This window comes from Peribacillus sp. Hz7, from assembly GCF_042136355.1.
In the GTDB taxonomy this organism is placed as follows: Bacteria; Bacillota; Bacilli; order Bacillales; family DSM-1321; genus Peribacillus; species Peribacillus asahii_A.
Genome location: NZ_JBHHJV010000040.1, coordinates 1 through 15,343, shown reverse-complemented (window position 1 = coordinate 15,343; position 15,343 = coordinate 1). Strand labels below are relative to the sequence as shown.

Annotated in this window: 13 protein-coding genes, 1 rRNA gene and 1 pseudogene; 2 read left to right on the top strand and 13 right to left on the bottom strand. The window is 35.3% G+C overall.

Translation table 11 applies throughout. The features are described 5' to 3' along the window. The first annotated feature begins 930 nt into the window (after positions 1-930). The gene (locus ACE199_RS22870) at positions 931-1,389 is read left to right on the top strand and encodes a BclA C-terminal domain-containing protein (RefSeq protein WP_375351822.1); all 459 of its coding nucleotides are present in this window, start codon (positions 931-933) and stop codon (positions 1,387-1,389) included. A gap of 47 nt (positions 1,390-1,436) precedes the next feature. On the opposite strand, the pseudogene ACE199_RS22865 reads toward ACE199_RS22870, so the two are convergent. The 13 genes and pseudogenes from ACE199_RS22865 to ACE199_RS22805 all read right to left on the bottom strand — a co-directional run bounded on the left by ACE199_RS22865 (position 1,437) and on the right by ACE199_RS22805 (position 14,725). After that, a pseudogene (locus ACE199_RS22865) lies at positions 1,437-1,700 on the bottom strand (HU family DNA-binding protein). Positions 1,701-1,807: 107 nt separating this feature from the next. Further along, positions 1,808-2,428, bottom strand: coding sequence for a recombinase family protein (locus ACE199_RS22860; protein ID WP_375351821.1), 621 nt, complete (start codon positions 2,426-2,428; stop codon positions 1,808-1,810). 658 nt (positions 2,429-3,086) lie between these two features. Next, positions 3,087-3,875 (bottom strand): enoyl-CoA hydratase/isomerase family protein, encoded by a 789-nt coding sequence (locus tag ACE199_RS22855; protein WP_375351820.1) that lies wholly within the window; start codon positions 3,873-3,875, stop codon positions 3,087-3,089. 111 nt (positions 3,876-3,986) lie between these two features. After that, on the bottom strand, positions 3,987-5,165 hold the full coding sequence (locus ACE199_RS22850; RefSeq protein ID WP_375351819.1) for an acetyl-CoA C-acetyltransferase: 1,179 nt from the start codon (positions 5,163-5,165) through the stop codon (positions 3,987-3,989). Positions 5,166-5,245: 80 nt separating this feature from the next. After that, a complete protein-coding gene (locus tag ACE199_RS22845; protein ID WP_375351823.1) occupies positions 5,246-5,857 on the bottom strand; it encodes a CoA-transferase in 612 nt (203 codons plus the stop codon). Between the two features lie 238 nt (positions 5,858-6,095). Beyond that, positions 6,096-7,148, bottom strand: a complete 1,053-nt coding sequence (locus ACE199_RS22840) for an MBL fold metallo-hydrolase (protein WP_375351817.1) — start codon at positions 7,146-7,148, stop codon at positions 6,096-6,098. Positions 7,149-7,221: 73 nt separating this feature from the next. Then, the gene (locus ACE199_RS22835; protein ID WP_375351815.1) at positions 7,222-8,166 is read right to left on the bottom strand and encodes a beta-keto acid cleavage family enzyme; all 945 of its coding nucleotides are present in this window, start codon (positions 8,164-8,166) and stop codon (positions 7,222-7,224) included. 236 nt (positions 8,167-8,402) lie between these two features. Continuing rightward, positions 8,403-9,305, bottom strand: coding sequence for a VOC family protein (locus ACE199_RS22830; RefSeq protein ID WP_375351814.1), 903 nt, complete (start codon positions 9,303-9,305; stop codon positions 8,403-8,405). Between the two features lie 146 nt (positions 9,306-9,451). Beyond that, positions 9,452-10,423: a fumarylacetoacetate hydrolase family protein gene (locus tag ACE199_RS22825; protein WP_375351813.1), complete on the bottom strand. Its 972-nt coding sequence runs from the start codon at positions 10,421-10,423 to the stop codon at positions 9,452-9,454. Between the two features lie 155 nt (positions 10,424-10,578). Then, positions 10,579-12,186 (bottom strand): bifunctional 3-(3-hydroxy-phenyl)propionate/3-hydroxycinnamic acid hydroxylase MhpA, encoded by a 1,608-nt coding sequence (gene mhpA / locus ACE199_RS22820; RefSeq protein WP_375351811.1) that lies wholly within the window; start codon positions 12,184-12,186, stop codon positions 10,579-10,581. A gap of 52 nt (positions 12,187-12,238) precedes the next feature. Next, the gene (locus ACE199_RS22815; RefSeq protein ID WP_375351809.1) at positions 12,239-12,532 is read right to left on the bottom strand and encodes a Dabb family protein; all 294 of its coding nucleotides are present in this window, start codon (positions 12,530-12,532) and stop codon (positions 12,239-12,241) included. 336 nt (positions 12,533-12,868) lie between these two features. Further along, the gene (locus ACE199_RS22810; RefSeq protein WP_252283731.1) at positions 12,869-13,600 is read right to left on the bottom strand and encodes a FadR/GntR family transcriptional regulator; all 732 of its coding nucleotides are present in this window, start codon (positions 13,598-13,600) and stop codon (positions 12,869-12,871) included. Between the two features lie 930 nt (positions 13,601-14,530). After that, positions 14,531-14,725: a hypothetical protein gene (locus tag ACE199_RS22805; RefSeq protein ID WP_375351806.1), complete on the bottom strand. Its 195-nt coding sequence runs from the start codon at positions 14,723-14,725 to the stop codon at positions 14,531-14,533. A 527-nt stretch (positions 14,726-15,252) separates the two neighbouring features. Here ACE199_RS22805 and ACE199_RS22800 point away from each other — a divergent pair. Next, a 16S ribosomal RNA gene (locus ACE199_RS22800) occupies positions 15,253-15,343 on the top strand; the annotation flags it as partial.

Genomic DNA, 15,343 nt, shown 5'->3' with positions numbered 1-15,343 from the left:
AAATGTAGTAAGTTTGGTCACTTTCTATCATAAGAGAGGTTTATAGAATTGGAAATTAGGTGGCTCATTTTTTATGTGATCAAATCGTGTAAAAGTGGCTCAAATCTAACTTATCAAACACAATGTTTTCCACGAAATTTTGGTGATACCCCTTTTACTAGATTGATCTTGAATTAAATAATTTATAATTACTCACTCACACTTCTTATTGTGTGTTTTACAATATTCTTGTTTTACTCTTGTTTTCGGAGGCTGGAAACCTAGTTATATCAATGGTTCATGAACTTTAACTATAACAAAAACGGTCCCAACTATAACAAATTTGGTCCCTGGTGGTTGTTAATAATAAAGAAATATTTTCTCTCAGAGAGCCTAATCTTTAAAAATAAATGTATATAAACCTTTAAAACTGGCAAAGCTAATCATACATTCCCCCATTTGTTGAAAGAGCATCTGCCGGTATTTAGGCAGATGCTCCTTTTTTGACGAGTTTCTTCTATTAATATATATTGCTAACTTTTAAATCCCTCTCATACTCCTTCACCAACTTATAAAAAGTCGTCTTTTTAATCCCTAATTCCGCCATCCAGGATAGAATTTGCAATACAAGGGGGAGCGTCAGGGTTTTGACAATTTACAATGTTAAGCACTCATGAAAAATAAATATTGCTGTTCCGCAACGATAATATTTTAAAACGAGTCTTATTAGAAATTGAACAAGTGGAGCTTTAATTAAATAAGCAGTAAAAGCTCTTCAATGTAAGGTCCCTTTTTATTATCGAATAAATAAAACTTATGTAAAGCGATTTTGTATATAGTATTCATCTCTATCTATTAGAACTAATGATATAAGTCGCAGTACAGTAGTACAATCATTTTTAATCTACTTACATACAATAATAGAAATAATAAGTGAGTAGGTGACCAATAGTGTCAGATCAAAAATGGAAAAAATCCTCACCTGCCTATGGCTACGTTACACTCATAGGTTCCAAGCCCATCATGGTCCAGTCAGGTGAAAGTATAACATTTAATCAAAACGGTTCATTAAATAATATACAGTTTAGCCCTCCTAGCGACACTTTAATAATTCGTAAATCAGGTGACTATAGGATTGAATATGTATTATTAATCGATGGTCCTGCTTCCTCTTCAGCATATGGTTTGATTTTAAATGATTCCTTAGTACAGGGAAGGCTCACTAACTATGGTATACAAAGACTAGTGGATGGAGCGAGTCTGATGCTCATTGGACAAGCTATTATTCATATTCCAAAAAATTCAACATTGGAACTTAGAAACATCGGTCCATCTACGGATACCTTGTTACCAATCATAGGTGAACAAAAAATTAATGCTGCATCATTAACAATAGTGAAGCTTGATTAGCTAAATGCAGTAGTTGTCCACGCTAAGATTTACTTATAAATATATATTTATTTTACGGCTTCTTTTAATTCTTTACCCGGTTTAAAAGCTGGAATTTTAGAAGCAGCAATTTCGATTTCTTCACTCGCTTGCGGATTGCGCTGCTTACGAGCTGCACGTTTACGTGTTTCAAACGTACCGAATCCAATTAATTAAATCTTTTCATCTTTAGCAAGTGTATTAGAAATTGTTTCAATTGAAGCATCAACTACTTTTGCAGCATCTTTCTGTGTCAGTTCAGATACAGCTTGCACTAATTCTGTTTTATTCAATTTTAATACACTTCTTTTTTTATAGATTATAAGGAGAACAAGACATACCTTTTATAGAAAAGCATCTGCTGACTGGCAGATGCTCCTTTTTTAACGAGTTTCTTCTATTATATAGTCATACTCTTTAAATCCCTCTCATACTCTTTCACCAACTTATAAAAAGTCGTCTTTTTAATCCCTAATTCCTCCATTGCTTTAACAGCTGTCATTTCACCATTTTTCCACCGGTGATAGACTTGTTTAAACTCTTCCGTAACCGTAGCTTTCGGCCGTCCAAAAGCTACGCCGTTTTGCAACGCCAAGTCAATGCCTTCACGTTGCCGTGTTCGAATGCGTTTCCTTTCTTCTTCTGCCATCCAGGAAAGGATTTGTAACACGAGATCCGCAATTAACGTTCCTAAACTATCCTTATATTGAGTCGTATCCAACAGGGGCATATCGAGCACGACAATGTCGGCTTGAATATGTTTGATGATGTCATTCCATTCTTCTAAAATCTTTTCCTTATTCCGACCAAAGCGATCTAAGGAATGGATGTACAGCACATCGCCTTTTCTCATAATTCTTTTCAGCAGCTGATATTGGTCCCGGTTGAAATCTTTTCCACTTTGTTTATCTATGAAAATATCCCGTTCATCGATGCCTCTTTCTTTCATGGCTTCAATTTGCCGTCCCTCATTTTGATCCTTGCTGCTCACCCGAATATATCCAAATTTTCGAACGTCCACCTAAATCGACCCCATCTTCACTTTTTTTCTATTATTATAGCAAAAATAGTTCGTTAAAGTATCGATAAAAAGTGGACGTTCGTAAAGCTTTTTTATACTTTTGCGGAAATATAAAAGAGGAGTTCTAAATCAGAAAACAACCTGTTCGTAAATGTGTACTTTTATGAACGATGGTGTTACTAGTAAGGATATAATTATTCAAAGAAGGAACGTCATCGTACAAAATGAAATTTTATAAAAAGAACGCTTTTTACATGTAATAAAATGACTTTTAACTTTAATTTACTAATTTATTAAAAAATGGTGTTATTCCTGTATATAGGTTTTATCCTAATTAATTCCTGACTGGTTCAAGCATAAGAAGGCTGAGTCATCGTAGAAGACAAATTTGTTTATTGTTCGGGGAACACCTGGTATTTTCATGACAGGGATCAGGAGATTGAGATAGTTTATTTGATGAAATGTGGTCAAGGTTAATGCTCATGAGGTTCTTCCTTCTTCTGGAAATGAGAGTAATAGAAAGATTCGATAGAAAATAGGAAAACCCCTACTCAGACGCAACAGTGATAAGTAGGGGACTAAATGTGAGTTAAGAAGAAATAACTTTTAATTGTAAAGAGGAAGTAGCATAAACATCTGCCATTACTTCCCCTGTTTATTAATGTTTTAAATAATCAGCTTCACGTTTTTCTAAAAAGGCAGAAATTCCTTCTTTTCCCTCTATACTATTTGCTCTCTCAGCAAGAAGTAATGACTCCTTACTCATTTGGGATTCTAGCGTTTCTTGTAGAGAATGATAAAATAATTTTTTGGTTGCTCCAAATGCATTCATTGGTCCATTTGCTAGGGTTCCAGCTAAATCAAGGACAACTTCCATTAATTTGTCTTCAGAAACTACATGATTGACGATTCCCCACTCATTTGCCTCTTTCGCATCTAATAATCGATTGGTATACATTAGCTCTAAAGCTCGTTTCATCCCAACAAGACGGGGTAAAAAATAACTTCCTGATCCATCTGGTGTTAAACCTATTTTGTTATAAGCCATTACAAATTTAGAATTCTCTGAAGCATAGACAAGATCACAAGCACATGCAAGGCTCATTCCTGCACCAGCTGCTACGCCATTAACAGCCCCAATAACCGGTTTATTCATTCTAGCAAAATATGAAATTGCTTGATGTAAATAAGCTGTCACGCTTTTTAGATGGGAGCCAATTTCATCCCCTTCATTAGCAAAACTTTTTAAATCTCCCCCAACTGAAAACTTATTTCCTGCTCCCGTAATAACGACTGCCCGTATTTTTTCACTTTCTGAACAAAAAATAGATACATCCATCAATTCCTTTGCCGTTTGCAAATCAATGGCATTCCCTACTTCCGGACGGTTTAAAGTGATAATTCCAACATGATTTTCAATTGATAAATGTACACGGTTCTTTTCCAATTGTCTTCCCCCTAATTATCCTTTTATTTTTTTAGTATTGAACTAAACGATTATTGCCACTTCTAAATCTTTTACTTTTTTTCGCTCTTTTTACTCTATATGTAATTGGGGTTACACATTTTCTAAAATAATAGCAATACCTTGCCCCCCACCAATACAAAGTGAAGCTAATCCATATTTCAAATTTCTCTTCTTCATTTCAAGTGCTAACGAATACGTAATTCTCGCACCACTTGCACCAAGGGGATGACCTAAAGCTATTGCTCCCCCATTTACATTTACTTTTTCCTGATTAATTCCTAACTCTTTAATAACAGCTAGAGATTGTGCAGCAAATGCTTCATTAAATTCAAATAGATCAATATCTTCTAAGTTTAAACCAGCCTTTTCTAACGCTTTTTTGCTTGCTGGAACAGGTCCAATGCCCATAATGCTCGGATCGACTCCCGCTACTCCCCATGAAACAATCTTAGCTAATGGTTTTGCATTATGTTCTTGGACATAATCTTCTAATGCTAATATGACTGCAGCTGCACCATCGTTAATACCACTTGCATTTCCTGGTGTTACAGTTCCTTCTGCCTTAAAAGCTGGCTTCAATTTAGCTAAACCTTCTTTACTGACGCCACCTTTAATATGTTCATCAACCTTGATGACAATTTCTTTCCCTTTTCTATCTTTAATCACAATTGGCGTGATTTCCTCTGCGAAACGCCCACTGTCTCTGGCTTCAGTCGCCTTTTTTTGCGACTCAATCGCAAATTCATCTTGTTCTTCTCGAGAAATATTATATTTTTCTGATAGATTCTCAGCTGTCATACCCATTCCACAACCAACATATTTATCAACTAATACGCCCCATAGCATATCTTCTACCACAGGTGCTTTATTGGGTGAACCAAAGCGTGTTCCTTTTAACACTTGAGGTGCTAAGCTCATACTTTCGGATCCTCCAGCCACAATCACTTTGGCTTCCCCTAATGCTATAGATTGTGCACCAGATACGATAGCTTGCAATCCTGAACCACATAATCGATTAAGTGTAAGCGCAGCAGATGACTCTGATAGTCCACTTTTTAAACCAATATGTCTTGCTAGATAAGCAGAGTTATCGCTAGTTTGTATGACATTCCCGAATACAAGTTCATCTATATCTGAAGCTGGAATACCACTTCTTTCAATAGCTGATTTAGTTACTGCTACACCCAAATCAACATCGCTAACATCCTTTAATGCCCCACCGTACGTACCAAAAGCTGTTCTTGCTCCATCGATAATATAAGTTGCCATTTACTTCCCCCCCTAAGTGATTACATGGCCAATCTACACAAGGCTTTTCACACGTATCCATCTATTGCGACTTTTATTGATTATCTATAACTTACATAACCATTAGCGTACTCTAATGTAAAACCAACCTTTTCACTTAATTCTTCTATAGAAATATCTTCAAGTATTTCTACCACTTTTACGCCTTCATCTGTAAATTTGAAAACAGCATAATCAGAAACAAACAGTTCAATCCGTCGGGCTCCACTTGATTTATAAGTTAATTCTTTAACTAATTTAGATGTTCCATCCTTAGCAAATAAGGTAGCTGCCGCAATGACCTTTTTTGCCCCCGTTACTAGATCCATTGCTCCTCCAACCCCTAAAATAGGTTGATTAGGGACAGTCCAATTGGCCATTTCACCATACATATCTACTTGAAGAATACCTAAAACAGCCACATCAACATGGCCGCCTCTAATCAATGCAAAAGAATCTGCGATATTAAAAAATGCTGAACCCTTCAAATAAGTAACTGGCTCTTTTCCTGCATTAATTAAATCAATATCCAACTCTTCTTCTGAAGGAGGAGGTCCCATTCCTAACAGACCATTCTCTGTTTGTAAATGCACCGTTTTACCATCTAAATATGGTGGAATTAACGTCGGAACCCCTATTCCTAAGTTAACAACTTGCCCATCTTCTCTTGAAATACTTTCTTATTTCACTAGATTTAATTACTTTATTCATAATGTTCACCCCTTGGTATCTAAAATTTTCCGAACTGCATCACGCCTTACCATTAATAGTTCTCAATTTTCTACTATATTAAATAAGAAGGGCGTTAAGCCCTTCCCAATTTCATAGTATTTAACTATTAAATTTGACCGGAATTGACGTGGCATAGAAGCTTAACGAAATAATACATTTCTTTAAACAAGTTTAAATTAACTAAGGTTGTTGTATCTTTATGTCTTCACCCACTACTATGGACATTAAGTCTTCCCCTACAACAACTTCTCCGTCATATATTTTCTCAGTTCTTTCCTTTATTTTTGCTTCTTTCTCCGGTACCGCTAATGCAAGATGTGTATAAACAGCAAGTTTTGGTTTGACTTTCTTAAATATTTCTCCAGCTTGTTCAGGAGTTGTGTGATAAGCTTCAATATTTTTAAGCGCCTCTGATTTATACTCTTCCTCCGGTGTTGCCTTGACTACAACGACTTCTTGAATAAGCAAATCCGTTCCTTGTGCATATTCAATTAAATTTTCAGAGTAGGTAGTATCACCTGAAATCACAACTGAGTGTCCCTCATAATTAATTCTATATCCAAATGCAGGCTTCATAGGACCATGATCTACTTTAAAAGCAATTACTTTCACACCATCATTCTCATATACAACGCCTTCTTCAATCTCCTGCACATCAGCCTCCATCCCTAATGAAGCGCCCTCAACTTTTTTTCTAACTTCTATATCAGCTTCATATGATTCTAGTGTGTGATTAATCCAACCTTCTGTTCCCTTAGGACCCCAAACCTGCATACGATTTTCCCTAAGCCCCCTAGGATCAGGTACAGCAGCACCCGTAATTAATACATCATCAAATCCCATCGTATGGTCATGATGTAAATGTGTAATAAACAGCTTGTCAATCATCCCAGGGGCAACACCCATTTCATTCAATCGAATGCTCGTACCCCTTCCAACATCAAATAGTAACTTTTGTCCCGCAACTTCTACTAATGTTGAGTTACTAAAACGCTCCGAGGATATAATTGGTGAACCGGTTCCAAGAAGTGTTACTTTGAAATCACTTTTATTTTGGTTAGTTACTTCTTTTTCACTATTTTCTGTTGAAGTATTCTTCTCTTCATTTGCCTTATCAGTATCTACGGATTGCTCAGTATTCACAGGTTGAACTTCACTTTTTTCCGTACAACCCACTAATAAACTAAAAATGGATAAAAAACATACGATTGTAAAAGACGACTTTCTTAACATTGGCATTCTCCTTCATTACCTGCCAGAAACGCAGAGTTTATTAATTTAGTATCTTCTAAAATTCATCCCACTCTTAACGGACATTTTGCAATTCGGAAAATTGTTTAAGTCCTAATGTTTCTCTTGCTTCAGCAGGTGTCATTGGTTCATAGTCGAATTCTTTCATGATACGGACCATTTTTTCTACCAATTCAGCATTATTTTTCGCTTTAATACCTTTACTTAAGTATAAGTTATCTTCCAAACCTACACGTACATGCCCACCTAAAAACAAGTTTTGTGTACAAATTGGGAATTCTTGTCTTCCTGCACCGAATGCAGACCATTCATAGCCATCTTCACCGAATAGACGGTCAGCTGTTTGTTTCATATTCATTAGTTCGTATTCGTTAGCAGCGATCGCACCATTTATGCCCATAACGAATTGTAGGAACGGTTTCCCTTCAAGCCAGCCATTTTGTTGCATAAATTTCACATTGTATATATGACCCACATCATAGCATTCCAATTCAGGTTTTGTGTTGTTATCTCTAAAGATTTTCAACAAACCCTCAATATCTGCAAAATGGTTGGTGAAAACTTGACCTTTTGTATTTTCAAGGTATTCTCTTTCCCAATCAAATTTAAATTCTTTATAACGCTCACCTAAAGGGTATAGACCCCAGTTGATTGATCCACAATTCATAGAAGCCAGTTCTGGTTTAAATTCAGGAACTACAGCACCTCTTTGTTCAATTGTCATTCCCAATCCGCCGCCCGTTGTTATACAGATGATGACATCTTTATTCACCGCTCTAATTTTATCAATAATTTTTCTATATAAGTTCAGGTCGGATGATGGTTGACCATTCTCAGGATTCCTTGCATGAATATGCACACTGGCAGCACCAGCATTAGCTGCATCAATCGCATTTTGGGCGATTTCATCAGTTGTTATCGGTAGATACTCTGACATTGTTGGAACATGGATAGAACCTGTAATAGAAGCACTAATTATTCTTTTAGATTTGTTTGTCATTTTTATTTCTCCCAGTAAAATAATTAAATATTTTCCGATTAAATCGATATATTTATTAAAAGTTATATAAAGCCAAGATTATAGAATAAGAAAATATATAGTTTTCCAATCTATTAACTTGTAATAAAACAATTAATAGGCTAGTGTTCCTAAACATCTATCAAACTTCCTCTTGGTTCATCTAACCCTCAGTGGGGGATGAAAGACCCGCTCACTGAGAGAAGATTTACTTTATCTCATTTTTTCACTTCTTCTTCCTGCATAACAATACCCACTAAGTCGTGATTGAAGTCTGTTCCCCAATAGCTTAAACTTTCCCAAACTCTTGGTCTTTGAGGTAAATTTTCATGCCAAGGACGTGGATCCATATAATCCAGTTCAGGTATATAAACATCTAAATCTGAAAAAAGCTCGATATAGTGTTGATCTGGGTCTTTATGATAGGAGGCGATATTATGTCCAGCTGTGTGACGAGATGGACCCCATAAAATTGGAAGACCATATTTTGAGAGTTTATCAGAGCTGTCTTTATGGTGTTCAAAACTTCTTAGTTCAAATGCAATATGATGCATAACTGGACGCTTAGATTGAAGGATATTCAATGTATGATGATCTGAATTACACGTTAAAAAAGTAGCCATATCTCCAATTTTATCTGTCTCCCAAAATCCTAGTACATGCTTGTAAAAATCAACTGTCTCTTTAGCATTTTTTACACCTATAGCAATGTGCCCTAATTTATTTGGGACGATTCCTGCTTCTCTATACCCTGGTGTTGGCATAGCAATCTCTTTATATAAGTTCACAATCGTGCCGCCTGGATCTTGTAATTCCAACAATTCTGAAATACCTGGTTCAGCATCCGTTTTTAATTCAGAAGAGATACCATGCTCTTTTAATTGTTTCCCTACTTCTTGAAGAGTCATTTCTCCTCCTACCTGCCATCCTACTTTATTAAGATGACTAACATCAGAAGGTGCCACGACGATATTATGATGATCTACTCCACTAGATATATATGATTTACCATTATCGGCTTCCTCAACTAAAGTAAATCCCATAACATTTGTATAATAATCCGTAAGCGCTTTAACATCTTTCGTATTAAACTCTGCGTAACCAAGTTTAAAAACTTTCATCCTATTTAAACTCCCTTCCTTCACAGGCTCCATGATTTTTATTCAAGAACACCACTATTCTTGTTAAAAGTTGAATTACTCCATACACTTTTCTTCAAAAATAGTGGCTCCTGTTCGTACTTGTATTTACTTGAGAAATAGATTAATTAGGCTTTAACAGGAACTGCATGCGTCACTTTATTTTCTAAGACACCCAGATCAATTTTTCCATCGACGCTCTTTATTTCACAACGAATCACATCGTTATCTTTTAAATATGCATCGATTTTGAGCTGGCTATCTAATAGTAGCTGCATCTTTTCTTCTCCTGAAACAACAGGATTTAATAATTTCTCTGTTACTTCAGGTGATAATCTTAGTGCTACTCCTCCTGTTGTACCTGTAAGAAGTAAATCCCCAGGAGAAAAATCCATTAACCCAGAAAGTTCTGTTAACGTTTCAGCTGGTTTAAATAATAAGTTTTCTGTATTTGTTGATTGTCGCAATTCTCCATTCACCCATAAGTTTAGTTCTAAGTTATTGATTAATGGGATATCCTCTTTTTCTAGCAAGTATACATATGGTCCTACTGGACAAAAAGTTCGATAACTTTTTCCTTTATACCATTGAGTTTGTCCTAATTGAATATCTCGTGCAGATACATCATTTGCAATCACTAGACCTGCAACATATTCATGTAGATTCTCATCAGTAACCTCTTGAGTCTCTGAGATTTCCTTTCCAATAATGAGGCCTAACTCAATTTCATAATCTAGTAATTTAACATGATCTGGACAAACAATAGGATCTCTCGGACCACTTAACGTACTATCTGCCTTGGTAAAAATTAAATTAAAAGGAGGTTTCTTTGCTTCCAAACCACTCTCTGCTCGGTGAGTTCCATAGTTTGCTCCTTGGCAAACGATACGTGCTGGTTTAGTAACAGGACTTAATAATGTCACTTCATCCAACGAAATATCCTTTTGATGATCAACTAAGCTTTTAATTTGATCAATTCCTTCTGCTAATAGAGATGCCAATGTATCAAAATCTTTCTCTATAGGTCGAACTAATTTTTCGTTCACTATTCCCCATTTTTTAATTCCTTGATGCAAAAAATGTACAACGTGAATACCCATTTTCATTACCCCTCTCAAGAGAAAACCATATTTTTAATATATATTCGGATTAATAAATAATTAAATAATATTTATTAATCCGAATGATATACATTAATGAACATAATTTCAAGTATTTTACTCTTATGTTTCTAAAAAAATTAGATAAATACTATTTATCCAATAAGTGTTTCAGAATTTTTGATATGAAGTTTGTCTAATAGCTGATCCACAGCTCCTGAAAGATCTGCTAAAGAGGATACCGCAGCAAAAGTATAAAAGTCTGGACGAACAATAATGGCTTCCAAACCTCTTTTATTAAAATACTCATCGTATTTACCATGTAAATCATATACAGCCTCCGTGTTGTCCTCATGACTAACATGAACAAAATTCACACCAATTTGTTCAAGCTGTGTAATTTGACTATCTGAAAGTACACTTTGTGGGTCAGCCTTCGTACTAATAATCGTCCAGCCTTGTGCAACCACATCATCAAAGCGACCTATATTCCCTTGATATTTCACAAAACCTTGTAATGCTAACTCACCAACAGGAGATAATAACTCACTATTCGGATTATTGTGCAGGATACCCTTTGTTAGAATTGGCATATCTGGAAACGGCGGCACATTACCTGAAAGGAATGCCTGATCACGTGCTTCTGCCTCTTTTTCATCTGGAATACAGATAATTTTCCCAAGATCAATGGCCATCTGAACAAGGCTTGTACAATGATCATACCGCTCTACTGTGTATGTCTCTAAAAGAGATTCTTCAGCTTTATTACGAAGCACAAGGTCTAGTTTCCATGCAAGATTTTTTGCATCTCGAATGCCTGAACACATACCTTGACCCATAAAAGGAGGCGTGACATGTGCAGCATCTCCAATAAGGAAAATATTATCTTTCTGCCATGTTTGAGCAATATTTGAACTAAAACGATAAACAGCTTTCCTAATAAGGGTTCCTTGCTCTGGTGAAATCCATTCCTTTAGTAAACTCTTGATTTTTTCGTCATCTAACATCTCCTCTTTTGTTTCACCAGGTAATAGCATGAATTCAAAACGGATATGACGAGTACCCAGACGACTTACTATGGTAGTCGGTCTTTTTGGATCACAAACTTGATATCCCTCTGGTAAGTGGCTCAAAATTAGTGGATCATTTGGAAGAATATCTACAACAAGAAAATCAGATTCAAAGCCTAAATTATCAGATTGAATACCTAATTTATTTCTTGTAAAACTATTTGCTCCGTCTGCCCCAATTAGATAACGTGCTCGTACCGTCCTTGTCTCATTTGTTGGGATCCATTGTCCGGGAGAAGGTACATCTCCCCTTCTGAGCGTAACCTCTACACAATCATCCAATTCGATGAAATCTTCAGCCACCCATCCTTGATTTACCTCAACAGTAGGGTAAGATTTAACAGCTTCATCAAGTGCTTGTTCCACCTCAGGCTGATACATAAGATATCCATTTTCCCATCCAGATATATCTACACCGCCGTATGGAACCTTAAGGAGAACGTCTCTATTTCCATTCACCCACATATAATTAAGAAAGGGAACAAGCTTTTCTTCAAGTTTATCTGCAAAACCAATACCTTGAAAAATACGCATAATCTCATGATCAAACGTCGCTGCCCTTGGAAGACTATATGTTACTGGCCAACGCTCAAAAACTGCTACACGATGCCCTGCTTTTCCAAGTAACGCTGCCATTGTTTGTCCCACAGGACCATACCCAATTTGAACAACATCATACATTTCATTTTTCATTTGTATTCCCCCATAATTAATTTTAAAATGCTAACGCTTACAAATTTGCGTTTTATATCAAAAAATCTACTGAAATAATGTCAATAAGCCCAACTTCCTTTGCAAAGGCCCCTACTTCTTGATGAGAAGGATGATATAAAAAATCATCTAAATCTTTTCTATTTCCAAATCTAGCAGAAATCCCAATATCAAACCCCTGATTTTTTTCCGAAAAATTATATCCAACCTGTATTTCAGCGATACTAGGGATTATCTCTACTAACTTTTTTAATTTAGTAATCACTAAATCTTTCTGATTCTTCGTAGTAAAAGATTCAAATTTCAAAACAGCAATATGCTCAATCATTGGCTTACTCCTTATTACATTGAATAGGTATAAATTGTTCTCTGAACATTTACTTGGTAGTTAGAAATACAAAATTAGAAGAATGATAGTGTTTCGTGGAAATATTTGTGTGTCCTTTTTTAAAAAATTTAATTTCTATAAGAATACTCACTCCTTTCAAGAATGAACTAAATAAGATTAAATAAATAATATTATATGACTTTATTTATGTCAATAATACCCATGTAAAAAATATGTATTTTAAGGGAGTGATTTCTCAAATTCTAAATAGAATAATGAAGAAAGACAAAGAAAAAAGGACTGGAAAGAAATCATCCTTGTTTTCCAGATCCTTTTTTACATTTCTTCATTACTCTTTTCAATCACTTTATTTACATTTAAAATTAAATCATACATAGTTTCACGTGCTTCTATACGATTACCTTTACAAATAGCCAAATATACATTTTTGTGTAAAAGTAAAGCTTGTTTTTTTGAAATAGACGATGATCTTTCATTCTCTTCATTATAGACCTTTATTGTCCGATGACGGCTTTTAAGAAGCGCATTTCTCAATAAATTCCCTAGATTTATGAGTAGTTCATTATGAGAAGCAACCATAATACTTTGGTGGAACTCATAATCCGCATTAGCCCATTCACTGTCATTGCTACTTATTGCAGATAGTTCGAGCTTTTGAAAGCAGGTAGTCATATGATTTATCTCTTCTCTAGTTGCATTTATTGCAGCAAGTTCTGCAGAAGTAGGTTCAATAGCAAGGCGCATTTCCGTTAATTGTTGCAAGAACTCATAATTAGGTAGATCCTCACAAGCCCAACTAAGTACTTCTGAATCCCACCATTGCCACTCTTCACGTTCACATATGATAGTTCCCATTTTTGGAACTGACTTCACTAATTGTCTTGCTGCAAGACCTTTTAATGCTTCTCTTACCACTGTTCGACTAACACCATATTGTTCACTCATTATCTCTACTTTTGGTAGTACTTTACCCGACGGAATATCTTCTCTAATTATTTGTTTTCCTAAGTCATGGACTAGTTGTTCACTTAAATTATGCATAGCCATTTTATCTACCTCCATATATTAATAAATAATATATTAATAAATAATATATTAATAAATAATATTTAATTCTAATGTATGGAAAAAAATACAAAAGGTCAAGAGTAAGATTTTTATAATGGAAGCGCCAATCATGTGATCTTTAATTTCTTTTTAAGATGCTTTGAACTCTGTAACGTAAAATTCTATTAAATTAGTTGGCTTATTCAAGTAATGGGTAGCTTTTCTTCAATTTTTTTAAGCAATTGATACAGTTGATGCAAAGGAAAGGGTAGTAAGTTCCAAAAATGTAAGGAAGTGAATAAAGTATATAAAGGCGGCGAAGTATTGGATACCGTTGCTCTCTCGTGGGCCGGGCTTGTTGAACTAAGTCCCCAAGGCTGGTTGCGGGGATGTACTTTATTATGACCGTTCTCGGCAATGTAACAGGAGTATCTATTCTTGTGATGACGGAATGGGATTAGGTGGGGTAGTAGTAGTCCCTATATGGTTCATCTCCTTTGGATTTATTTTGATAAAAAATAATAAACTACATGATGTTACTAGCATAAAAGAATGAAGAGTAAGTAATTCAAATACATATCCCTGTATTCCTATATATACCGGTCATTGAAAATATGTATATTTAAAGAGCTTTTAGAATTGATACATGAAGAATATGAAGGCCTAGCATTTGAAACGACAATGCCTGGTATAGCAGCAATTAACAGACTATCCGTTTACGACTTTTACGATAATCCAGAGATCCGTCGAGATACAGGTACCCTTAAATACAGGTAGAAAAAGAGCAAACAAAAGAATACTAAAAAAGCTACATTTGAATTGAATACTGAACTTCATAAAAGATTATGTTCAGCTGCTGTTGTACATGATGCGACCATGATAGATATAGTTGAGTGCTAATCCTGTTTTTATGTGGTTTTAAAGCCAACTTCATTCATTGTGAATAACAGATACTTTCTTGAAATTAGAGTGGAATCGGTCCAATCGATTAGCCGTTATGTCGCCATAAGGCATGATTAGTTTTTTTACCTGTTCATAAGCAGTTGTTCCGAGTTCCTTCAATATATGGGGAATGGATTCTTCGGGGTACTCATAATCACGAAGCAATTGTTTGATGTTCTCCATTCATTAGACCTCCATAGTTACTAAGGAAACGGTATACGAATTCTTATGTTTACTTTGCTCTAAGACATACAAAACTTATTTTTGAAAAAAGGTGTTGACTTATGTATATCAAAATAGTAATATTGTAATTCCCACTAAGGGAATCTGGTTAAACAGATGAATTCTTTAATGGTGGGTTTTAAGTAAGTAAATGAACAGGAAAGTCGATAGTGAAATTATTTTTATAAAAGTATTGACTTATTTATACTAAAATAGTAATATTATAAATCCACCGAGGAATTCTAGTGGAGTATACGCTAGTCTTTTGGTGAAATTATAATGAAGTTATGAACATGAAAGGTGCTTTCCATCATTCATGTGATAAAAAACTTCAAAAAAGTTATTGACCAACATAAATTAATTATGTTATGATAATATTCTGTCGTCAAGACATAGTTCTTTGAAAACTAAACAAAACAGAAACGCCAACGTTAATTTTTTAAGTGAGCACACACGATAAAAAAAGTGCAACATGAGCAAGTCAAATTCTATCGGAGAGTTTGATCCTGGCTCAGGACGAACGCTGGCGGCGTGCCTAATACATGCAAGTCGAGCGAATCAATGGGAGCTTGCTCCCTG